This window comes from Streptomyces sp. NPDC026589 (assembly GCF_040638385.1).
Lineage (GTDB): Bacteria > Actinomycetota > Actinomycetes > Streptomycetales > Streptomycetaceae > Streptomyces.
The window spans coordinates 18,297-40,451 of the sequence record NZ_JBEZYG010000020.1; the positions used below are offsets into that span (position 1 = coordinate 18,297).

Genomic DNA, 22,155 nt, shown 5'->3' on the forward strand with positions numbered 1-22,155 from the left:
CGAATCTCCTCACCGACGCCTACGAGGTGAGCTGTCGGGTTCGGGCTGATGAGTTGCCCGGTCGCGCGGTGCTGCTCGCGACTTCACCCCTAGCCGGTCCCGTACGTCCCCGTCGGTTCGACGAGGCGTCCGGACCCGGCGGCTTACCTGGGTCCCCCGCTCCTGCCTACGGCGCTTACGCGTCTGTTCCCTTCGACCGACGGCAGGATTCGGCGTGACGGTCGACGGGGCCCGCGGTGCGAGCGGTCCGACCGTAAACACAGGCAACCCCGACATTCAAAGATGGACATAGGGGGCAATCAACCCGAACTCGCCGTGGCCGACTGGGCGTTTCCGCAGGTGGGGGGCGATTCACCCGGACCAGCCGGGCGAGCCGCGCCAGTTGAGGCAAAGAGACCCATGTCTCACTTACGCAAAAGTGGACATAGGTCTCTTAACTGCCTCGATTTTCGGGGTGTTTTCCCGAATTCGTTCAGTTGGCGGCGGGCGCCCCGGCGGGTGTCTCGGCGCCCTCCGGGGCGGCCGGGGCGGCGCTCTCGGCCGCACCCCGGCCCGCGTCCTCGCCCGCACCCCGGTCCATGCCCAGGTCCAGGTTCTGGCCGGGCAGGATCAGGTCCGGGTCGGAGCCCAGGAGGTCCTTGTTCGTCTCGTACAGGCCGGTCCAGCCGCCGGGGATCTCCTGGGCGTCGGCGATCGCCCAGAGGTTGTCGCCGGGCCGCACCGTGTACCCGTCGGCGGGCGCCGTGCCACCGTCCCGCGCGTCGCCCTCGCCACGCGAGGCGTGCCGGCCGGACTCACGGGGACCGTCCTTCTGGCCCGCGTCGGCCTCCTCGGGCGCGGGGGCGCCCCGGTGCTTGCCCCCCTTGCCGTCCTCGTCCGCCGAGGCGTCGGGGGCGGTGGAGGGGTCCGAGGCGTCGGGGGCGCCGGAGGCGGGCGGGGCGGAGGGCGTCACCGAGGAGTCGGGAGCCTCGCTCCGCTTCTCCGCGCCACCACTACCGCCCTTGTCCGCCTCATTACCCTTCTCACCCTTGCCCGTTTCGCGCGCTTCACCGGATTCACCGGGTTCGCCGGATTCACCGGGTTCGCCGGTTGCATCCGCTTCGCCGGTCGGGGTGGAGGTCGGGTCGGCCGAGGGGTCCGCCGACGGATCCGCGGACGGGTCGGCGGACGGATCCGTGGACGGCGAGGTGCCCGGGTCGACGCCGGGCAGACCGCCGTCCACCGCGAGGCCGGAGATGACCGCACAGCTGGGCCACGCCTTCGGGCCCTGGTCGTCCAGGACCTTCTCGGCGACGGAGATCTGCTGCGAGCGGCTGGCGAGGTCGGCGCGGGGCGCGAACGCCGTGCCGCCGTAAGCCGACCAGGTCTCCTGCGAGAACTGGAGCCCGCCGTAGTAGCCGTTGCCGAGATCGGCGCTCCACATGCCGCCGCTCTCGCACTCGGCGACCCGGTCCCAGGTGGTGGCCTCGGCCGCGTGCGCGCCGCCGGCGCCGAGCAGCGGGATGGCGATGGCCGATCCCGTCACGCCTGCGGCGACGATGATGGCGGGTGCCTGACGAGGGCGGCGGTGTCTGCCGTTCGCGGAGCCCATGGGTATGCCTTCCGTGCGACTGACAAGCGAGTGGCCTGAGCGCCGCACAGCGGATTCCGTGCCTGCTTCGGCGCCCAAGTGACGCGTGAGCAAGGTGCGACCGACGCGTCGAACCGTGAACCTAGCGGGACTCGAACGTGTGTCACAAGTCGATGCAGCGCAGATCACGTGAAAGTCACGGAGTTGACACTCTGTCACTTTTTTCGGATCGACTACCCGGTTCGAACGCGACCGGAAGGGTGCGCAGTCCACGCATGATGAGTCCGCCGCGCCAGCGCAAATCGCCAGGTTCTCCCGCAAGTCGCAGGTCAGGAAGGCGCCTCAACAGGGTGGTCAGCGCGGTCTGTCCCTCCAGCCGGGCCAGCGGCGCCCCCAGGCAGTAGTGGATGCCGTGCCCGTATCCGAGGTGCTGATTGTCACGCCGCGCAAGGTCCAGGGTGTCCGGATCCGTGAACCGCTCCGGGTCACGGTCGGCCGCCGCCAGCACCACGAGTACGGGGTCCCCGGCGGCGATCTCCTCGCCGCCCAGGGTCAGCGTCTCGGTGGCGTACCGCCAGGTCGCCATCTCGACCGGTCCGTCGAACCGGAGCAGCTCCTCGATGCCGGTGGCCAGCAGCGCGTCCTCCCCCGCCGCCAGGGAGGCCTCCAGCCGGGCGCGCTGCTCGGGGTGGCGCAGGAGCGCGTAGGTCCCGTTGCCGATGAGGTTGACCGTCGTCTCGAACCCGGCGAACAAGAGGATGAACGCCATGGCGGCCGCCTCGTTCTCCGTGAGGTGCTCGCCGTGGTCGCTGGCCCGGATCAGCCCGGAGATCAGGTCGTCGCCCGGATTCTCCCTCTTACGGTGGATGAGTTCGGCGAGGTAGCCGCGCATCTTCTTCACCGACCGGGCGACCCCGCCGCGCGGCCCGCCTCCGTGCCGGATCATCATGCCCGCCCAGTCCCGGAAGTCGTCCTGGTCCTCCTCGGGGACGCCGAGCAGGTCGCAGATGGCGTAGATGGGGAGCGGGAAGGCGAAGTCGTGGATGAGGTCGGCGCTCCCCTTCTCCACGAAGTCGTCGATGAGCCGGTCCGTCAGCTCCTGCACGCGGGGCGCGAACTCCGCGACCCGGCGCGGGGTGAACGCCTTGGACACGAGCCGGCGCAGCCGGGTGTGGTCCGGCGGGTCGATATTGAGCAGATGCGTCATCAGCTCCGCCTTGCGCTCCCCCGGGATCCCCGTCTTCCCCTTGGCGTGCGGCGACTCGGCGTGGTTGGCGGGGTTCTTGGAGAGCCGCGCGTCGGCGAGCGCCTCCTTGGCGTCCCCGTACCGGGTCACGAGCCAGGCCTCGACCCCGCTGGGCAGCGCGGTGCGGTGCACGGGGCGGTGCTCGCGGAGCCAGGCGTAGGCAGGGTAGGGGTCGGAGGCGAACTCCCAGGTGAAGAGTTCGGGGGCGGGGGCCGCCGGGGTGGCCCCGCTATGCGGGCAGGCGGGGGTGTCGTTCACCGTTCGACGTTATCGGGACTGCCTGCCGGAGTGAGCATCCGGGTCGGCAGGGGGAACTGCGTCGGGCGGGAGGAAATCCTCCTCGCGCATGACCATCGGCGGGAAAAGCTGCTCGGGGCCAGGGGACATGAGTGGGTTGGCGGTGACCGCACGGGCCGGGGGCAGCTCCTGCGTTGCGGCGGGGTACCCCGCCTCGGCCGCCCGGGTCAGCCAGCTCTGCGCCTGCGCGGCCAGGACCATACCCAGGCGGTACTGCGCCCGCACGACGCCGGCCTCGGCGGCCTGCTCCAGGTACGGGATGGCTTCCGCTGCCGCGTCGCGCGAGGCGAGCAGCTCGCCCAGGGTGGCCGCCGCTTCGACGTCGCCCGCGTCAGCGGAGTGCCGGAACCACTGCTCGGCGGACTCGTTCTGTCCGGTCGCCCGGTAGAGGCGGCCCAGCACCAGGCCGACCTCGGGCCGCCCGTCCGCCTCGTCCTCCAGCTCGCGCTGGGCGAAGTCCACCACCAGCTCCTCAAGTTCCGGATCCCCGCGCACGGCTTCCAGGGCGGTAAGCCACAGGCCGAGCGGCACGGGCGGGGCGTCCGGACGGGACACCGCGTCCCGGTGCAGAGCGGCGAAGGCCCTCCAGGTGTCGGGCTCCTCGCCCGCCACCAGCATCCCGGTGACGCCGTGCCGGACCTCGGACGCCCACGCGAAAGCGTCCTCGAACGACTCCCCGGCCGCCTGCGCGGCCTCCCGCTCGTACAGCGCGCACACCTCGCGCAGCAGGCTCGACGGGAAGGCGGTGTCAACCGTTCCGCACCGGGCCAGGTCCATGGCGACGCGCACCAGCAGATGGCCGTGCGGGTGGGCGTTCGGGCGGCGGGCTCGCCACCACTCGTCCCACAGTTCCGGGCCGACGGCGAGATACATGGTGACGCGGCCGTCCTCGCACCAGGAGCCGGTGTCTCCCAGCCGGCTGTCCCCACCCGCCTCGTTCAGTCGCCCCACCTCGTCCGCCGTCCATACGAGGCTCAGCTCCACCGGGTCGACGCCCACCAGCACCCGGCCGCAGGCCTGCCCGCCGAAGCGGTGGGCGTCGTAGGCCTCGTCGCTCATCGTGGCGATAACCGGGACATGCCGCTGGACGAGTTCGGCGAGGAGCGCCGGGGTCAGACCGTGTTCGCCGAGGTGGCCCTCCAGGTCGTCCAGCCAGATGACGCACTGTTCCGGGCCCCGGTCGCGCAGCAGAGCGGGCAGGCCGCGCAGATCCGTGCCGGGCGAGGGGGCGAGAAGGCGGGTCGTGCCCGACAGGTTCGTGAGCATCGCCGCCCAGGCGGTCCGGCTCTTCCCGGACAGTGGCTCACCGGTCACCAGCACCAGCCCACCGGACGTGGCGGCTGCACGGACTCGCTCCTTCAGCACCGGGTCGCCGTCCCGGGCGACGTAAGGGGGCAGCGGTGGCTCGTCGCCGATCCGCCGGGTACGCCGCACGCCGAAGGCGGTCGGGTCGGAGGCGTCGAGCCGGGGCCAGTCGGTGACCGGGGGCAGGCCGGTGTGCTGCGGCTGCCCGTAGTAGGTGTGCACGCCTCCGCTGAAGCTCCCGGCCTGAACCATCGGGCCCTGGAAGGTGCCGCCCGACACCGCGTTGTGTGTGGCGGCGGGAGCCGGAGTGCGCGGCCGGGAGCCGCGTGCCGTGTGCCACGACTCGTCCTCGCCGAGGATGTCGGCCATCTCCTCCAACTCGTCGTACGCGTCCGGGGACGTGCGCTTGACCTCGTGCAGGAGCCCGAGGACCTCCATCCGGACGTCCAGATCCGCCGGGCCGGAACGGGCGCCCCGGAGCTTCATCAGCCGCACCTGCAGAAAGCTGTTCCGGGTCTTGCCCACCGCGTCGGACATCAGCTCGTACGCGTCCGGGTCGCCGCTCTCGACAGCCCGTGTCAACTTACGTGCCAGCGCCTTGAACTCGGCGTCCACGCCTGTCCCCTCCCCCTCGTACAGCCCCTGGTGTCACCGTACTAACCCGCCCCGCCCTCCGCCGCCAGGATCGCGTCGCGGTAGGCGCGGGCGGCGGCGCGCAGGGCGGTCTCCGGGTCGGTGCCGTTCGCCTCGGCGGAGACGGCGAGGGCCAGGAGTTCGTAGCCGATGGTGTCGCCCGTGGGGAGGGGGACGTCCAAGTCCGCCGTACGGGCGCGGCTCGCGAGCTTCGCGGCGAGGGCCAGGCCGGGCTGGCCGAGGGGGACGCCTTCGGTGACCGAGGTCCGCTGCTTCTCGATCGCCTTGGTGCGCAGCCAGTGCGCGTGGACGTCCTCGGGGGTCTCGGCGCTCTCGTCGCCGAAGACGTGCGGGTGGCGGTGGATCAGCTTCTCGACGAGGCCGCCCGCGACGTCGTCGATGGCGAAGGGCTCCGCCCCGTCCTCCGGGCGGCCTTCCTCGGCGATCCTGGCGTGGAAGACGACCTGGAGCAGGACGTCGCCGAGCTCCTCACGCAGTTCGTCCCGGTCGCCGTCCTCGATCGCCTCGACCAGTTCGTACGCCTCCTCGATGGCGTACTTGGCGAGGCCCCGGTGTGTCTTCCGCGAGGTCCAGGGGCACGCGCGGCGGATGCGGTCCATGACCTGGACCAGGTCCAGCAGGCGAGCGCCGGGCAGGTCGTAGGAGCCGGGGAGCAGTTCCAGGTCCGGCATGGCCACCCGGCCCGAGCCGCCGAGGCGGGCCAGGCCGTCCGTCAGGCGGCTGTCGCCCTCGCCGCCGACCAGGACGACGACGGTCCGGCCGCCCGCGCAGTCGGCGACCAGTTCGTCGGCGGAGGGTGTGGCGTGTTCGACGCTCACGCCCGCCTCGCGGAGGTAGGGGAGCTGCGGGTGGTCCGGACCGGCGACGAGAACCCGGTCGGCCGCGTGCAGCGTCTGCCAGGCCGGCCAGGACAGCAGGCCGGGCGCGACCCGGTGGCTGGCGGTGAGCAGGACGATGCGGCCGGGGTCGGCGGGGGTCTCGACGGGGGCGTCGGGGGCTTCGGCGTTCACCCTGCGAACCTACCTCCGGCCTCGGGGTCCCCGATCCGCCCGTTCAGGCGCCCGTCGCTTCGGGCCCCGGCCGGCTCAGGCGCCCGCCGGGGCGTCCTTCGGCGCGAACTCGGTGACCTGGGTGATCCAGGGCGCGCTGTAGTTGCCGAGCTGCATCTTCTGGTCGTCCCAGGTGCCGAAGCGCGGGTTGACGTCGATGTCGAGGGCCTTCGACGCCTTGGTGAGGGCCTCGCCGACGACCTGCTGGCCGGCCGGTGTGCCGAGGTCCGCGCCGAGCGCCTCCGCCAGCTTCGGGAGCTGGACCTCCTGGCGCATGTCGGCGTCGATCTGGTCCGGGGCGACCCAGCGCTGCTGGAGCATCATCGCCTCGAACCGCTCCTCGCCGCCCTGCTGGGCGCCGCTGGTCCTGCGCATCTCCTGGATCTCCTTGCGGGTGACCGTGACCCCCGCGTCCGCGGCGGCGCGGTCGAGGATCCGGCCGAAGATCAGCCCGTGCAGTTTCGCGCGGTTGAGCTGGCCCGACTTGTTCACCAGCTGGGTGGCCTCCGGGGAGCTTTCCTGGGCGGTGCGGACGTCCGCGGCGCGGTCCTGGACCGTCGACACCTCGATCCGATCGCCGCCCACGACGGCCGCGGCGCCGGGGTGGGACTGGTTGCCGCAGGCCGAAAGGAGTGGCGCGGCGACGAGTGTCGCGGCGAGGACGGCGAGCGCGGTGCGACGACGGCGGTGCAAAGGAGCCTCCCGGGGAGAGTTTGTGCATCAGTGCACAAAGCCTTGCGGTGATCGATGTTAGGCAGTGGAGGTGGCCGGTGCCACTGATTCGACCAACGATTCGGGAGGAGTTGGGGATGTGGTCGGGGAGATGGCCGGGAATGTGCTCCGGTGGGGGCGGTGCGGGGGCGCTGTCAGCCCCCGCGGACGTCCCGTTGGTGGCTGAGCAGGCGGCGCAGATCCATCGGCAGCGGGTGGTGCGGCCCGTAGGTGCGCTCGGCGTCGTACAGCAGGGCCTGGAGCTGTGCCCGGCCCGCGGTGTGGTCGCCGACCGCCAGGAGCAGTTGCCCGATGCGGTGCCGGATGTCGAGGGCGCGGCCGGGGTCGGAGGCGATCGGCCCGTAGGCGTTCTCGTAGTACGGGAGGATCGCGCGGTACTCGACCAGCGCGGCCCCGGCCTCGCCGAGCTGTTCGAGGCACTGGGCGGCGTCGTAGCGGAACTGGAGGGCCTGGGCGTCGGCCCGGCCCGCTTCGGCGGTGCGGTCCTCGGCGAGGCGGCGCAGCTCGGGCAGGGCGCGGCGGTACTGCCCGTCGTCCATCAGGGTCGCGGCGTACTGCTTGCGCAGGATGCGGACGACCGGTGAGTGCTCGCCGTGCTCGGCGGCGGCGGCCGGGAGCGTGGCGCCGAGGACGTCCACGGCCTGGGTGATGCGGCCCTCGCCGAGCAGCTTCTTGACCTCGTCCACGGCCCGCGCGACATCCGGCCGGGCGGGCGGCGGCGGGGTGCCCGGCGGCAGGTGGGCGGGGCGCGCGGGGGTCGGTGCGGCGGCCGGGGGCGGGGTGAAGGACGGCGGGGCGCCGAGGGAGGGGGGCGGCGCGGCGAAGGTGGCGGGTGCGGGCACGAAGGCCGGGGTCGCGGCCCGGTCCGGCCAGGGGGCGTGCGGGCGCAGGAACGGACGCGTCGGGTCGAGCGGCCCGGCGGGGGCCCCGTGCTGGGGCAGCAGCGGGGCGAGGTCCTCGTACACCTCCTGGGCGGAGGCGGGCCGGTCCTGGGGGTCCTTGGCGAGGAGCCGCAGGACGAGGGCCTCCAGCGCGACGGGGACCTCGGGGCGGGTCTCGCGGACCGGGAGCGGGGGCTCGTAGAGGTGGCGGTGCAGGACGCCGAGCGCGGTGGAACCGGCGAACGGCACGTCACCGCTGAGGAGTTCGTGCAGGAGCACGCCGAGGGCGTACAGGTCGGTGTAGGGGCCGACCGCGCCGCCCATCGCCTGCTCGGGGGCCATGTAGGCCGGGGAGCCGATGGGTGAGCCGGTGTGGGTGAGGCGGGTGGTGTCCGTGTCGAGGACGGAGGCGACGCCGAGGTCGAGAACGGTGACGGTGCCGTCGGGACGGACCATCACGTTCCGGGGCTTGAGGTCGCGGTGGACGATCGGCACCGCGTGCACCGCGCAGAGGACGGCACAGAGCTGGGCGGCGACCGCGACGGCCCACGGCCAGGGGTACGGGTTCCGCTCGGCCAGATGGTCGGCGAGGTCGGCGCCCTCGACGTACTGCATGACGAGGTAGAGGTCGTCGTCCTCGCTGCCCGCGTCGTGGACGGTGACCAGGCCGGGGTGGTCGACCTGCGCGGTGACCCGGCACTCGCGGACGAACCGGCGGCGCAGTTCGTCCGCGGCGTCGCTGCCGGTGGGCCCGGCGACCCGGTCGGGGCGGAGCAGCTTCACGGCGACGCGGCGGTCCAGCCGCCGGTCGTAGGCCGTCCACACCTGTCCCATGCCGCCCTGGCCGAGGATGGTCGCCAGTTCGTACCGGTCGGCGATGATCCGCCCGCTCACCGGCCCTCGCCCTCCCGGTTCTCCTTGCGGAGGTAGTCGCTCAGCTCGTCCAGCTCGGCGCGGACCTGGTCGAGGCGCTGGGGCGCGGGGGTGGGCGTGGGCGGCAGGGTCGGCACGGTGTACGGGTTGGGCTGCGGGCGCTGGTTCTGGTTCTGGTGCCGGTTCTGGTGCTGTTGTGCGGGGTGTTGCTGGTACGGGAGGAGCGGTGCGGGGTGCCCGGGTGCGCTGTACGGGGTCGGGGAGCCGAGGGAGCCGTAGTGGCGGATCTCCACGTACAGGTAATAGGTGATCACCCCGGCCAGCAGGGCGACGATCCAGAGCAGCATGAACAGCACCGCCGCGTCCGACATCTCGTCGGGGTCGTCCGGTGTGGCGAGGATGAAGGCGAACAGCGCGACGTTGAGGACGATCACGACCGCGAGCAGGAACCAGTCCCGCGGCCTGCGGGTGACGATCGCCAGCCGCAACATCGCCACCCAGCCCAGCAGGCCGCAGCTCAGCACGGTCACCGTCACGAGGATCACGCGCACCGCCGTGAGCGTCGCCGGGGACGGCCGGGATGTCGTCTGCTGCTGCGGCGTCGGGCCGTAGCCGTGCATGTGCTGCTCCTGGGACGCGTATGTCGGACGTGTGGGGTGAGCGTATACACCTCCACCGACGGGCCGACCCCGGGTTGTACCCAACCGTTGTGCTTCGCCCCGCCCGCGGCCCCGCAGCCCCGGTCACCCGGCCGGTGCCGGGGCTCCGCCCGTGAAGTCCACCTCGGCCGCCGGCAGTACGCGCACCCGCCGTCCGGGGAAGCGGAGGTTGCGGTAGATCTCGTTGTGGTGCGCGACGGACGCCCCCGGTGCGGCGTACGGGCCGGGGCCCGGCCGGACGGACGTGGTGTGGCCGTCCGCGACGAGCACCACGTCGTACCCCCGGCTCAGCGCCTGCCGGGCGGTGGACTCGACGCAGATCTCGGTGGCGAACCCGGTGACGACGACCTCGGTGACCCCCCGGGCGCGCAGGACCGCGTCCAGTTCCGTGTCGAGGAAGCTGTCCGGTGCCGCCTTGGGCACGACCGTCTCACCGGGGGCGGGGGCCAGTTCGGGCACGATCCGCCAGCCCCCGGTCCCGGGCTCCAGCTCGTCGTCCCCCTGCTGCGCGAACGTCACCGGCGCGCCGGCGGCCCTGGCCCGCGCCTGGAGGCCTGCGATGGCCTCGACGGTGGCGGACGCCCGGTACGCCATCGCCACCAGGGCGTTCTGCATGTCGATGACGAGGAGGGCGGGGGTGTGCGCGGGAGCCGTGCCCGGATGGGCGGGTATCGCGGTGGGCTCCGTGCCCGGACCTTCCCGCCCGGGCGCGGTGGGCTCCGTGCCCGTACCTTCCCGCCCGGGCGCGGTGGGCTCCGTGCCCGTACCTTCCCGCCCGGGCGCGGTGGGCTCCGTGTCCGTACCTTCCCGCCCGGGCGTCACAGCTGGTGCCGCACCCAGACGTTGGGCTCGACGTAGACCGCGTAACCGTGCGCGAGCGCGCAGTGCACCGGGAGGAGCGCCCCCGGGACCTCCACCGGGCCGTCCGTGTCGAACGGCAGCCCGGTCCACTCCCGCCACTGCGCGAGCGAACCGCTCACCGTCATCGACACCGTGGCGACCGAGTCCACCTTGCCGCCCACCCGGGCGTGGACCCGCAGCCAGGGGTCCTCGGGCAGCCCGTCCTCGGGGCGGGTCAGCCGGGCGTACTCCTCCATCGGCAGTCCGGACCGCAGGTGCTTGCCGTTCGGCCGCACCGGGGCGACGAGCTGCCCGAAGCCGAGCCGCAGCGCGTTGTCGCGCAGCGCGGCGAGCATCCGGCCCGATATCCCCTTGCCCAGATGGCCGGTGGCCACCGTGATGTCGATCGCGCTGACCGTGTCGGGGGTGTTCCCGCGCCGCAGGTCCGAGAACGCCCACAGCATCACCTGGTCCCAGCCGCCGACGGGCAGTTCGCCGCGCCCCGGGGTGTCCAGCAGGAAGGGCACGCTGAACGCGCGCGCGACCACGACGCCCTCGGCGTCGGTGGCGACCAGCACGTACTGGGGGAACTCGACGGCGATCCGGGGGAAGTTCGCCCAGCCGACGAGGTCCTCCAGCATGAACTCCGGCCAGGTGTCCGGCATCCGGTCCAGGGCGTCGGCCAGCTCCGGACGCTCGGCGAGGGTGGTGATGTTCAGCTCCATACGCGCGACCCTAAACAGCCGCAGCATCTCCGACCAGCGAATATCGGCCCGGCTCCCCGCGCACTCCGGGGTCGCCCGCCCGCGCAGCCCGCTCGCCCGCGCCGCCGCCGCCCGGCTACCGTCACGCCGCATGACGACGACACCTCCGTCCGCCCGCGTCGGTCCCGTACAGATCCGGCCCTGCCGCGCGACGGATCTCGAACTCCTGGAGCGGCACCTGCCCTCGCCCGGCCGGACCCGGCGACACGCCGCCCGGTTCGACCGGCAGGAGCGGGGACTCAGCACCTTTCTGACCGCCTGGGCCGGCAACGTACCCGTCGGGTCGGCGCAGATCCTGTGGCAGGGCTGCGCCGCCCCGGAGGTCCGGGCCCGCTTCCCCGACTGCCCCGAGCTGAACGGGCTCGCGATCTGGCCACCGGAGCTGCGCTCCCGGGGCATCGGCACGGCGCTGATCCAGACGGCGGAGCAGCGGGTCCGTGCCGCCGATCACGCCCTGATCGGCCTGGGCGTGGACGACGACAACCGCCGGGCGGCCGGGCTCTACCTGCGGATCGGCTACCGCGAGACCGGCTGCCGCTACCTGGACCGGTACGCGTTCCTCGACGCCGACGGCGTCCGGCAGGAGGTCGCGGACCCGGCCCGCTTCCTGGTCAAGGACCTCGGCGAGGCCCCTCCCGGACCGGTGTGATCCAGCCGGAACCATGAGGTGTTCATGCCGCGTCCCCACCCGTGACTTCGCCCCCGTGACTCAGCACCCGGGGGCGCCACTCGTCGAGGAGCAGAACCATGACCCAGCCCGCCACCGCACCGCCCCGCCCCCGGAGAGCCGCCGGGTGCCTCCAGAGCCTGGTGGTGCTCGCGGTGATCCTCGGCCTGAGTTACGGGGCCTTCAAGGTCTTCGGGGACGAGTCCTCGAACAAGTACGCGAAGTCGCCCTCGTCCTCGTCCTCGTCCGCGTCGGACGGCAAGGGCGGCTCGTGGGAGATCGGTGACTGCGGAGGTCCCGACCCGGAGAACAAGCCGGACGGCTACCGCGCCTACGACTGCGACGAGGCGGGCGCGACCTTCAAGGCCCTGAAGATCGAGGACGCGAGCTTCCTGCCCAACGCGATCCAGTGCCCGGCCGGAACGGACCTGATCATCCAGGTCTCCCGGGTCTTCGGCTCCGGCGACGACAAGAAGGGCGGCGGCATCCCGACCAACACGGTCTGCGGCCGCAACCTGACGGGGGACCACCCCGGCGACGCGGGCGCCGGCGGTGGGCAGCTGGTCGAGGGCGACTGCATCTCGGCGACGGCCAAGGAGATCGCCTGCGCCTCGGCCGGGGCGGACGCCTTCAAGGTCCTCGGCCTCGTCAAGGAGAAGACCGAGTGCCCGGCCGCGACCACGGAGCCGATGCAGCTGATGATGGCGATGGGCCGGCCGTACGACGTGATCTGCGGCGGCAAGGTCTGAGACCCGCCCGCTCCCCGGTGCGGTGGCTGCCGCCCAGCAGCCGCCCAGCCGCCGCTCAGCCGCCGCACTGGGTGAGCATGGTGCGCTTGTCGGCGGCCGTGACCGGGAGTTCGTACTTCAGCGAGACCTGGGCGAACCGTACGGCGTAGGAGCAGCGGATCGGCTTGTACGGCGGCAGCCAGGAGGCGGGGCCGGAGTCCCGTTTGGCGTTGTTGGCCGGGCCGTCCACCGGTATGAGGTTGAGCGGGTCGTTGGCGATCCGCTCACGCTTGGCCTCGTTCCAGCGGGCGGCGCCCATCTGCCAGTTGTAGGACAGCGGCATCACATGGTCGATCTGCACCTCGGTGGCCCGCTGCTTGCGCCAGTCGATGCTCTCGCCGGTGTAGGGGTCCTGGAGCGTCATCGACATGACGACGCAGTCGGATCCCGCCTTGTGCTCGATGCCCTTGCCGTCCCGGGCGAGCAGGTCGTTGCGGGTGTCGCAGCCGTTGCGGGCGAGCGGGATGCCGTCGATCCCGTCCTTCCAGGCGTAGCCGAACTTCTTCCGCTCGTAGCCGGTCTTCGGGCCGCGCCCCTTGGTGGCCACCTTCTCGATGATCTTCCGGGCGGTGGCCCGGTCCGCGTCGGTGGTGAGGGGGGCCAGGCCCGGCTTCGTACCGTCGGGGTTGTCCAGCGGGCTGGCACCGAAGCCCCCGGGGGACCGCGCGCCGCCGTTGGTCCCGCCGCTCGCGCCGGCTCCGCCACCGGCCGCGAGGCCGTCGGGGGCGCAGCCTCCCGCCAGGGCGATCGCGACGAGAGCGCCGATGGCGGGCAGGGCCGCCGCTCGGTACGTACGGCGGCGGTGCGTACGGGGAGCTATCACGTGAAGCCGTCCTGACGGGGAGAGAGCCGAACGCCGAGAATCCTATGGGCGCCTTCTCCGCGTCTTCCCCGCCTCTTCCCCGCCAGAGGGATTTCCATGACCGTGCGTCAGCACACAACTCCCCCGGCCCGGTCACACCTTCCCGATGCCCAGGGTGTTCTCGGCGGGCAGCATCCCCGACCCGATGACCTCCAGCCAGGGCTCCCCCAGCAGCTCCACCAGCCGCTCGCGCCCCTGCTCCCCCAGCGCCCGCCACGGCCCGGCGGCCTCCTCGTCGGTACGCAGCTCCACCTTTACGCGCAGCTCGCGCCCCGCGTCCGTGGCCGTGCCGTCCGCAGCCAGCAGCCCGCGCTCCCGTAGCCGCCGCCGGGCCGCGTCCCACTCCTCCGGGCCCCATTCCCGGCTCGCGAACACCTCGGGCGGCGCCGCGCCGACCGCCGCGAAGGAGACCAGCGACTCGACCGGGTCGAGGCCGGCCTCGACGAGGGCGGCGATGTGCCCGTCTCCCCGGTGTTCACGCAGAACGGTCGCCGCCTGCCAGAGCACCAGTTGCGGGGCGTCGGGCCAGGGCAGCGCGGAGTTGGCGGCTCCGAGGCCGCCGGGAGTCCCAGGGCCCGCCGCCTCCGCCGCGCGGCGGGCCAGCGCGGCGGCCTCCACGAACTCCGGCCCCTCCACGCGGTCCCCGAACAGGGCCCGGTAGGACCGGTCGACGGCCCGCAGCCGGGCCGCGAGCACGGCCTCGGGGTCTGCGGTCGCCCAGACGCCCGGAACGTAACGCTCCACCATGGCCGGGGCAAAGCTGTGGAACGTCCGCACCGCCTCCTCCGCACCCACCGCCCCCAGCGGAGCCGCCCGCCAGGCGAAATAGCTCGCCCAGCGCTCGTCGGTGTCGTACCCCAGGGCGGCGGCCTCCTCGAAGGCCTCGGGGGCGTAGTACAGAACGGCGTGCAGGGGCTCCAGGAGGTGCCACATCTGCCGCACACGGGCCGGTTCTCCGGTCATGATCTCCACCCTTCAGAACAGGCGTCACGCATCTTGCCAATGCCTAGATCAGGTCTTCAGCATGCGCGTACCGCTGGAACTTGTCAATGACAAGATGCCGGGTAGGGTGCTGCCATGAACAGCGAGCGCGAGCGCACCTATCACCACGGCGACCTGCGGCGCGTGATCCTGGACGCCGCCCTCGACGTCATCGCGACGAACGGCCCCGGCGCCCTGAGCCTGCGCGACCTGGCCCGGCGGGCCGGCGTCTCGCACGCGGCTCCCGCGCACCACTTCAAGGACCGCACGGGTCTGCTGACCGCCGTGGCCGCCGAGGGCTACGCCCTGTTCGCCGACGCACTGGCCGGGGCCCCGGACCTCCGCGAGCGGGGCGTGGCATACGTACGGTTCGCGGCGACGCACCCCGCGCACTTCCAGGTGATGTTCCAGCCGGACCTGCACCGCACCGACGCCCCGGACCTGCTGGCCGCCCGCGCCCGGGCGACCGAGGCCCTGCGCGCGGGCGTGGCGGACCTCCCGCCGACCGGCCGGGGCGAGGACGACCGTCTCGCGGGGGTGGCCGCGTGGTCCCTGGCCCACGGCTTCGCGACGCTGCTGCTCAGCGGCGCTCTGTCGGACGCGGTGGAGGGCCGGGGCCCGGAGGAGACGTTCCGGTTGCTCACGGCGTTGATCTTCACGCCGGAAAACAGCCGCGCCAGCTGACGGGGCGTCCTCCAGGGTGCCCCTCATGGGCGTTTCCTGAGTGACGAAAGAGGTCCCACAGCGGGACCGGCAGCCGCCCGGCGTCGACCGCCGGGCTCGTTCGTATGCCTACGCACCCACTCAGGAGCCCCGCCCATGCCGCACGCCCGACCCACCCACGCCCGCACTCACCGGCCCTCCGACGGCCTGGACCGCCGCATCGGGCTGCTGCGCGCGACGGCCGACGCCGATTCCGCGTGGAGGGCGTCCTGTTGCACGGCTCGTGGACACTCGGCGAGGCCGACGCCCACTCGGACCTGGACGCCTGCCTCTACGTACGGGAGGAGGACGTCGAGCGGTACGCCACGACGACGGGACCGCTGACCCCGGAGGTCCTCCGCACGGGGGCGGCGAACAGCTGGCAGTGGAGCCGGGAACTGGCGGCCGAGGCGGCGGACCGGTGGGGCGTCGGCCTGCCGCTGGGGCTGCACGAGGAGATCGCGGAGGCGTTGGCCCCGGCCGAGTGACCTCGGCCGGTCGAGCACGCAGTTGTCTGCAAGACCGTCCGGGCGGCGTTCCATCGGCCGCCGCCGCCCCGGTCGGCCGCGTCCGCAGGGCCGATGTCCCATCGTGATGCGCGGGTGCACAACCCTGGGTGGATGTCGGCCGTCTGTAAGGCGCCGGAGGGACGATCCTTCGGCGCCATTCGTACGGAGATCGGGGATCAGGTGGGGAAGCAGGTCTGGAGAGCCGTCGTGGCCGGCGGTGCGGCGGCGGTGTTCACGGCGGTGGCCGCGGTGCCGGCCGGGGCGGCCGAGGGCGGGGCCTCGTTCAGCCGTGTCCAGGTGAACGGCGGCAAGCCGATCGTCATCGGGACGACGAAGGAGGTCGCGGTGCCCGCCTCCTTCCGGATGACGACCACGAAGCCGTGGAAGGCGCCGGGGTTGGTGTTCCTCCACCGCGACAGTGGGGAGGAACAGCTGTGGCACTCGATCGAGACGAACGACTGCCCCAACCGGGTCGGCGCCTGCGACATCAACGAGACGATGTACTTCGACCCGAGTGTGTGGGACATGCGCAACAGCGAGGCCGGGGCCTGGAGGGTCGGGGCCGAGGTGCGTTTCAAGGACGGCAGCGGTGACGTCGACGACAAGGGCATGACGGTCTACGTCCAGCGCAACTCCCGTCTGACCGTCAACGCCTCACCGGAACCGGTGGCCAAGGGCAAGACCATCACCGTGACCGGAAAGGTCACGCGGGCGAACTGGGAGACCAGGAAGTACGCCAATTACGGTGGCCGCCACGTGAGCTTGCAGTTCAAGCCTTCCGGCTCGGCCTCCTACAGCACGGTCAAGAAGGTGTACGCGGACGGCTCGGGCAAGCTCAAGACGACCGTGAAGGCCTCCAAGTCGGGTACGTGGCGCTGGGCGTACTACGGCAACACCACCACCGGTGCGTCGACGTCGTCCGGGGACAACGTCGTGGTGAAGTGACGCCCGCCGTACCGACAGGCCGGTGACGGCCAAGGCGCTCGGTCCGCCGAGCCGGGAGACCGCCGCCGGGGGATGACAACGGCCTTGCTCCGCCCGGGCGTCGATGCGGCCCCATCGACGCCCGGGCCCCCGGTTCCCGCGACCCCAACCGCAGCGCCGGCTGGTGCAACCGGGCGTGCACTCTTTCCAGGGAGTACCGAGCCGCGTTCAAGCGGCCCGCGACGCCGTAGCGGCTTCGGGGCCAGACGCATCGGGCCCCGCCGGTCAGCGCGGCGGGGCCCGTCGTTCACTCGGTACGCGGGTCTACGACCCCAGGATCGTCGTCAGGAACTCCCCCGTCCACGCCAGCAGTTCGCGGCCGATGACCGGCTTGCCGCCGATCCTTCCGGCCGTCGGGCGCGGGACCAGGATCTGGTGGGCGGCCGGCTTGATGACCGTCTTGGGGTGCAGGCGCTTCAGCCGCAGCTCCTGGGACTCGCGCAACTCCACCGGGGCGAAGCGGATGTTGGAGCCCTGGAGGACGATCTCGCCGACGCCGCAGGCGCGGGCCAGCATGCGCAGGCCGGCGACCAGGAGGAGGTTCTCGACCGGTTCGGGCAGGGGGCCGTAGCGGTCGGTCAACTCCTCGCGGACCGCGCGGATGTCGTCCTCCGAGGAGGCCGCGGCGATCGCGCGGTAGGCCTGGAGACGCAGCCGCTCGCCGGGGGCGTAGTCGTGCGGGACGTGCGCGTCGACCGGGAGCTCGATCTTGACCTCCAGCGGGGGCTCCTCCTGCTCGCCGCCCTCCATCTGGGCCCGGTAGTCGGCGACCGCCTCGCCGACCATGCGGACGTACAGGTCGAAGCCGACGCCCGCGATGTGGCCGGACTGCTCGCCGCCGAGCAGATTGCCCGCGCCGCGGATCTCCAGGTCCTTCATCGCCACGTACATGCCCGCGCCCATCTCCGTGTGCTGGGCGATGGTGGCCAGGCGTTCGTGGGCCGTCTCCGTCAAGGGCTTCTCGGGCGGGTAGAGGAAGTAGGCGTAGCCCCGGTCCCGGCCTCGGCCCACCCGGCCGCGCAGCTGGTGCAGCTGGGAGAGGCCGAAGTTGTCGCCGCGCTCCACGATCAGGGTGTTCGCGTTGGAGATGTCGATACCGGACTCGACGATCGTCGTGGAGACCAGGACGTCGAACTTCTTCTCCCAGAAGTCCACCACCACCTGTTCCAGGGACGCCTCCGACATCTGGCCGTGGGCCGTGGCGATCCTGGCCTCCGGGATGATCTCGCGGAGGCGGGCGGCGGCCCGGTCGATGGACTCGACCCGGTTGTGGATGTAGAAGACCTGGCCCTCACGCAGGAGTTCACGGCGGACCGCCGCGCCGATCTGCTTCTCCTCGTACGGGCCGACGAACGTGAGGACCGGGTGGCGCTCCTCCGGCGGGGTGGTGATCGTGGACATCTCGCGGATGCCGGTGACCGCCATTTCGAGCGTACGGGGGATGGGAGTCGCGGACATCGTGAGCACGTCCACGTTGGCGCGGAGCTTCTTGAGCTGCTCCTTGTGCTCGACGCCGAACCGCTGCTCCTCGTCCACGATGACCAGGCCGAGGTCCTTGAACTTCGTCTCGGAGGAGAAGAGGCGGTGGGTGCCGATGACCAGGTCGACCGCCCCGTCCCTGAGGCCTTCAAGGGTGGCCTTGGACTCGGTGTCCGACTGGAAGCGGCTCAGGGCGCGGACGTTGACCGGGAATTGGGAGTAGCGCTCGGTGAACGTGCCGTAGTGCTGCTGGACCAGGAGGGTCGTGGGGACCAGGACCGCCACCTGCTTGCCGTCCTGGACCGCCTTGAACGCCGCCCGGACCGCGATCTCCGTCTTGCCGTAGCCGACGTCGCCGCAGACCAGCCGGTCCATGGGGACCGTCTTCTCCATGTCCTCCTTGACCTCGGCGATCGTGGACAGCTGGTCGGGCGTCTCCGCGTACGGGAAGGCGTCCTCCAGCTCCCGCTGCCAGGGAGTGTCCGCGCCGAAGGCGTGGCCGGGGGCCGCCATCCGGGCGGAGTAGAGCTTGATCAGGTCGGCGGCGATCTCCTTGACCGCCTTCTTCGCCCGCTGCTTCGTCTTCGTCCAGTCCGCGCCGCCGAGCCGGTGCAGCGTCGGGGCCTCGCCGCCGACGTACTTGGTGACCTGCTCCAGCTGGTCGGTCGGGATGTAGAGGCGGTCGCCCGGCTGGCCGCGCTTGGCGGGGGCGTACTCGACGAGCAGATACTCGCGGGTCGCGCCCTGGACCGTGCGCTGCACCATCTCCACGTACCGGCCGACACCGTGCTGCTCGTGGACGATGTAGTCGCCGACCTCCAGCGTCAGGGGGTCGATCGTCTTGCGGCGGCGGGCCGGCATCCGGCCCAGGTCCTTGGTGGCGGTGCGCTGGCCGGTCAGGTCCGTCTCGGTGAGCACGGCGAGCTTCAGCGCCGGGTCGACGAACCCCTGCTCGATGGCCCCGCAGGAGACGTGCACCAGGGACGGGGTGAGCTCGGCCAGGTCCGCGTCGAGGCGGGCCGCGATGCCCTCGCCGCCCAGCACCTCGACCGTACGGGTGGCGAGGCCCTGGCCCTCCGTCACGTACACCGTGCGCCAGCCCTCGGCCAGCCAGCCCTTGGTGTCGGCGAGCGCACGGGCGGTGTCGCCCCGGTAGGCCTCGGGGGCGTGCATGGAGAGCTGGAGGGTGTCGTCGTCGTGGTCGGCGGCGTCGGCCGCGAACGGCGAGATCGACCACCACATCATGTCCAGTTCGCGGGCCCGGTCCCGGACGTCCGCGATGCCCCACAGCGAGGCCGCGCCCACGTCGATGGGGGCCTCGCCACCGCCCGCGCTCGCCGCCCACGACGCCTGGAGGAACTCCTGGCTCGTGGCGACCAGGTCGGCCGCCCTGGTGCGGACCCGCTCCGGGTCGCAGACGATCGCCATCGCGTCCCGCGGCAGGACGTCGAGCAGCAGTTCCATGTCGTCGACCAGGACCGGGGCCAGGGACTCCATGCCCTCGACCGCGATGCCCTCCGCGATCTTGCCGAGCAGCTCACCCAGCTCCGGGTGGGCCTCCGCCAGCACGGCGGCCCGCTCCCGCACCTGGTCGGTCAGCAGCAGCTCACGGCAGGGCGGGGCCCACAGTCCGTGCGCGGCGACCTCCAGGGATCGCTGGTCGGCGATCTTGAAGTAGCGGATCTCCTCGACCTCGTCGCCCCAGAACTCCACCCGAAGGGGGTGCTCCTCGGTGGGCGGGAAGACGTCCAGGATTCCGCCGCGTACGGCGAACTCGCCGCGCTTCTCCACCAGTTCGACCCGGGAGTACGCGGCGGCCGCCAGCGCGTCCACGACCTCTCCCAGATCCGCGCTCTGTCCGCCGGCCAGCGCCACGGGCTCCAGCTCGCCGAGCCCCTTGACCTGCGGCTGGAGCACGGAGCGGATCGGCGCGACGACGACGGAGACCGGGCCCGTCTCCGGGTCGTCCTCGCGGGGATGAGCCAGGCGCCGCAGCACGGCGAGGCGGCGGCCCACGGTGTCCGAGCGGGGCGAGAGCCGCTCGTGGGGCAGGGTCTCCCAGGACGGGTACTCGGCGATGGTGTCCGGCGGCAGCAGGGTGCGCAGGGCGGCGGCCAGGTCCTCGGCCTCCCGGCCCGTCGCGGTGACGGCCAGTACGGTCCGGCCGGTCTGCCGGGCCAGCGCGGCCACGGCGAACGGCCGTGCGCCGGGCGGGCCCACCAGGTCGACGTGTGCCCGGTGCCCGTCCCCGGCGGCCTTCACCGCCTCGGCGAGCGCCGGGTCCGTAACGACGACATCCAGCAGACCGTGCAGGCTCATGAAGTTTCCGTCCGGGGTTCAGATCAGGTGCGGCTCAGGGTTCACCGGCAGCCGGCTGCTACCGGGGCAACGCGAAGGGCCCGACACGTCAGGGGTGCCCGAACCGCCGGGCACCCCCGGGGGCCGGGGTGGCTTCCAGAGTACGACCCGGGGACGACAGTCGCGCCCGCAACCGGTGAGCCCGCGGTCTGTGCCGCCCCCGTGCGGCCGCCGTCCTGCCCCCGTGCGGCCGCCGTCCTGCCGCCCGTATCTCCGGCCGGGCCGCCCGGTTCACGCCTGATCCGGGCGGCCCGGTTCACGCCCGGGCCGCCCGGTTCACGCCCGGGCCGCCGCCCGTCGCGCCGTCACCGCCGCTCGTCGCCGGTCGCGCACCGTTCGTCTCCGGCCTGCGCGCAGTTCTGCCGGGGATCCTCACAGGAGCGTCCCGAGCGTCTAGTCTTTGCCCGACCATTGCACCGACACGCGGACGGATACGTCGACCGGCGCGCCACCCATGCGGTAAGGGGCACGGTCAAGGGCACAGGGCACAGGGCACAGGGCACAGGGCACAGGGCACAGGGCACAGGGCACAGGGCACAGGGCACAGGGCACAGGGCACAGGGCACAGGGCACGGGGCACGGGCGGAGCGAGCAGCGGCCGGGACGGGCGGCGCGGGGCGATCCCCTCGGCGTACGCCTCCACGGCACCAGGCATCGGGGGCGTACGTGGGCGAGAACGAGCTGTCTGCTTTCGGGGTCCCGGAGGCCGAGGAAGAGATCTACCGGCACTTCCTGCGCAACCCCGGCACCCGCGCCGACGACCTCCCCCTCCTGTCGCACTCCCGCCCCCGGGAGGCGCACGCCCGGATCACCCGGCTCCAGGAGCTGGGGCTGCTGCGCGACGAGGACGCCGAGCGGCGGATCTTCCCGGCGGATCCCGAGGTGGCCCTCACCCGGCTGGTGGACCTCCGGCTGCACGCACTCCACCAGGAGCTGCGTCGCGTCACCCGGTCGCGGCACGTCATTGACGGTCTACGCGCGGAGCAGGGGGCCGGTACACCGCCTCCCGACACCTCGCGGGGCGCGCTCCTCGCCCACCGCAGCGGCCTGGTCTCCAGCATCGTTTCCCTCTGCGAACGGATCTGGGACCAGGCCGACGAGCTGCCCCGGGCGGGCGGCGGCCCGGGGAGCGGCGAGGGCGCTGCCGCCCCTCGCCCGTCCGGCATCGAGCGACGGGTGCTGGTGTCGATGTGCACGGTCGGCAAGGACGAGGCGGGCGCACGGGAACTGGGGGTGTCGGTACGCACCTATCGGCGGCACGTCGCCGATCTGCTGCAGACGCTCGGCGCGGCCAGTCGGGCGCAGGCCGCACTGCTGGCCCGGGAGCGCGGCTGGATCTAGCGCGGCTGGACCTGAGCTCGCCTGGACCTGAGTTCGGTCTGAGCGGGACGACTGAGTAAGCACGAGGTGGCGCTCGGTCTGAGTAATCCACCTCATGCTCGGGCGGCAGGGAACTGGCGAGGATCAGGGCATGGACCCTCGCGCGTACGACGCTCTCTACGGACCCGCCCGGATCCCTCCGCCGCGTCGGCGCACCCCCGTGGTGCTCCTTGCCGCAGGGCTGTGGGTGCTGACGATGTCGTCCCTCGCTTTCCTGGGCTTCATGGTCGGGATGACAGCGTTGTGGAGCGCGGCGGAGGGCATGGCGGTGGGGGGCTTCCTCCTGCACTGCTTCGCCGGCCCGTTCGGTGGTGCGGCCGTGCTCGTCGCGGTCCGCCTGGCACCGGCGGTGAAACGCATGTCCGCTGACACACGCAGCCTCCTGCTGGCAGTCCTGGCGTGCCCGATCCCACTAGTCATGGGGACGAGCATGTGGTTCTACGCCGCGTGACCGATTCTCGCGGTGTAGACCTTTCGCTCGGCGGGCGCTGTGTCCCAGGCCGCCGTCCTCCCGAGGGATCGTCTCTTGGGGCAGCCCCACAAGACCTCAGCCACGGTGAGCGGCCTCCGTGACC

The 22,155-nt window shown here is 72.6% G+C and carries 19 protein-coding genes and 1 riboswitch; of the genes, 7 read left to right on the forward strand and 12 right to left on the reverse strand.

Translation table 11 applies throughout. The features are described from left to right. Window position 1: 1 nt before the first annotated feature. A riboswitch (cyclic di-AMP (ydaO/yuaA leader) is annotated at window positions 2-184 on the reverse strand. A 288-nt stretch (window positions 185-472) separates the two neighbouring features. From AB0F29_RS29325 to AB0F29_RS29365, 9 genes are all read right to left on the reverse strand, one after another. After that, on the reverse strand, window positions 473-1,591 hold the full coding sequence (locus tag AB0F29_RS29325; protein ID WP_361878087.1) for a transglycosylase family protein: 1,119 nt from the start codon (window positions 1,589-1,591) through the stop codon (window positions 473-475). Window positions 1,592-1,766: 175 nt separating this feature from the next. Further along, complete coding sequence (locus tag AB0F29_RS29330) at window positions 1,767-3,074, reverse strand: cytochrome P450 (protein WP_361878090.1); 1,308 nt, start codon at window positions 3,072-3,074, stop codon at window positions 1,767-1,769. Between the two features lie 9 nt (window positions 3,075-3,083). Beyond that, window positions 3,084-5,033 carry a sel1 repeat family protein gene (locus AB0F29_RS29335; RefSeq protein WP_361878093.1) on the reverse strand — a complete coding sequence of 650 codons (1,950 nt, stop codon included), beginning with the start codon at window positions 5,031-5,033 and terminating at the stop codon, window positions 3,084-3,086. Window positions 5,034-5,074: 41 nt separating this feature from the next. Next, window positions 5,075-6,082 carry a nucleoside triphosphate pyrophosphohydrolase gene (locus tag AB0F29_RS29340; RefSeq protein WP_361878095.1) on the reverse strand — a complete coding sequence of 336 codons (1,008 nt, stop codon included), beginning with the start codon at window positions 6,080-6,082 and terminating at the stop codon, window positions 5,075-5,077. A gap of 75 nt (window positions 6,083-6,157) precedes the next feature. Continuing rightward, window positions 6,158-6,814 carry a SurA N-terminal domain-containing protein gene (locus AB0F29_RS29345; protein WP_361878098.1) on the reverse strand — a complete coding sequence of 219 codons (657 nt, stop codon included), beginning with the start codon at window positions 6,812-6,814 and terminating at the stop codon, window positions 6,158-6,160. A gap of 173 nt (window positions 6,815-6,987) precedes the next feature. Continuing rightward, window positions 6,988-8,628 carry a serine/threonine-protein kinase gene (locus AB0F29_RS29350; protein WP_361878101.1) on the reverse strand — a complete coding sequence of 547 codons (1,641 nt, stop codon included), beginning with the start codon at window positions 8,626-8,628 and terminating at the stop codon, window positions 6,988-6,990. Then, complete coding sequence (locus AB0F29_RS29355; protein ID WP_361878104.1) at window positions 8,625-9,227, reverse strand: hypothetical protein; 603 nt, start codon at window positions 9,225-9,227, stop codon at window positions 8,625-8,627. The genes AB0F29_RS29350 and AB0F29_RS29355 overlap by 4 nt, the downstream gene beginning before the upstream one ends. Window positions 9,228-9,350: 123 nt before the next feature. Further along, complete coding sequence (locus AB0F29_RS29360; protein WP_361878409.1) at window positions 9,351-9,881, reverse strand: isochorismatase family cysteine hydrolase; 531 nt, start codon at window positions 9,879-9,881, stop codon at window positions 9,351-9,353. Between the two features lie 203 nt (window positions 9,882-10,084). Beyond that, window positions 10,085-10,831, reverse strand: coding sequence for an N-acetyltransferase (locus tag AB0F29_RS29365; protein WP_361878411.1), 747 nt, complete (start codon window positions 10,829-10,831; stop codon window positions 10,085-10,087). Window positions 10,832-10,961: 130 nt separating this feature from the next. On the opposite strand from AB0F29_RS29365, the gene AB0F29_RS29370 reads away from it, so the two are divergent. Together AB0F29_RS29370 and AB0F29_RS29375 are read left to right on the forward strand one after the other, a co-directional pair. Next, on the forward strand, window positions 10,962-11,519 hold the full coding sequence (locus tag AB0F29_RS29370; RefSeq protein ID WP_361878107.1) for a GNAT family N-acetyltransferase: 558 nt from the start codon (window positions 10,962-10,964) through the stop codon (window positions 11,517-11,519). 98 nt (window positions 11,520-11,617) lie between these two features. Then, window positions 11,618-12,286, forward strand: coding sequence for a hypothetical protein (locus tag AB0F29_RS29375; protein ID WP_361878110.1), 669 nt, complete (start codon window positions 11,618-11,620; stop codon window positions 12,284-12,286). Window positions 12,287-12,341: 55 nt separating this feature from the next. Here AB0F29_RS29375 and AB0F29_RS29380 read toward each other — a convergent pair whose 3' ends face one another. Next, on the reverse strand, window positions 12,342-13,148 hold the full coding sequence (locus AB0F29_RS29380; RefSeq protein WP_361878112.1) for an HNH endonuclease family protein: 807 nt from the start codon (window positions 13,146-13,148) through the stop codon (window positions 12,342-12,344). Window positions 13,149-13,280: 132 nt separating this feature from the next. Next, window positions 13,281-14,150 (reverse strand): hypothetical protein, encoded by an 870-nt coding sequence (locus AB0F29_RS29385; protein WP_361878115.1) that lies wholly within the window; start codon window positions 14,148-14,150, stop codon window positions 13,281-13,283. 114 nt (window positions 14,151-14,264) lie between these two features. Here AB0F29_RS29385 and AB0F29_RS29390 point away from each other — a divergent pair, with 114 nt between their 5' ends. The 3 genes from AB0F29_RS29390 (at window position 14,265) to AB0F29_RS29400 (ending at window position 16,324) form a co-directional block, all read left to right on the forward strand. Then, window positions 14,265-14,852 (forward strand): TetR/AcrR family transcriptional regulator, encoded by a 588-nt coding sequence (locus tag AB0F29_RS29390; RefSeq protein ID WP_361878118.1) that lies wholly within the window; start codon window positions 14,265-14,267, stop codon window positions 14,850-14,852. 251 nt (window positions 14,853-15,103) lie between these two features. Then, window positions 15,104-15,358, forward strand: a complete 255-nt coding sequence (locus tag AB0F29_RS29395) for a hypothetical protein (protein WP_361878121.1) — start codon at window positions 15,104-15,106, stop codon at window positions 15,356-15,358. Between the two features lie 201 nt (window positions 15,359-15,559). Next, on the forward strand, window positions 15,560-16,324 hold the full coding sequence (locus tag AB0F29_RS29400; RefSeq protein WP_361878414.1) for a hypothetical protein: 765 nt from the start codon (window positions 15,560-15,562) through the stop codon (window positions 16,322-16,324). Window positions 16,325-16,627: 303 nt separating this feature from the next. Here AB0F29_RS29400 and mfd read toward each other — a convergent pair whose 3' ends face one another. After that, window positions 16,628-20,161, reverse strand: a complete 3,534-nt coding sequence (gene mfd / locus AB0F29_RS29405) for a transcription-repair coupling factor (protein ID WP_361878124.1) — start codon at window positions 20,159-20,161, stop codon at window positions 16,628-16,630. A 705-nt stretch (window positions 20,162-20,866) separates the two neighbouring features. Here mfd and AB0F29_RS29410 point away from each other — a divergent pair. Both AB0F29_RS29410 and AB0F29_RS29415 read left to right on the forward strand, forming a co-directional pair. Continuing rightward, window positions 20,867-21,541 carry a DNA-binding response regulator gene (locus AB0F29_RS29410; protein WP_361878127.1) on the forward strand — a complete coding sequence of 225 codons (675 nt, stop codon included), beginning with the start codon at window positions 20,867-20,869 and terminating at the stop codon, window positions 21,539-21,541. A 130-nt stretch (window positions 21,542-21,671) separates the two neighbouring features. Next, window positions 21,672-22,031 carry a hypothetical protein gene (locus AB0F29_RS29415; protein WP_361878129.1) on the forward strand — a complete coding sequence of 120 codons (360 nt, stop codon included), beginning with the start codon at window positions 21,672-21,674 and terminating at the stop codon, window positions 22,029-22,031. The last annotated feature ends 124 nt before the right edge of the window (window positions 22,032-22,155 follow it).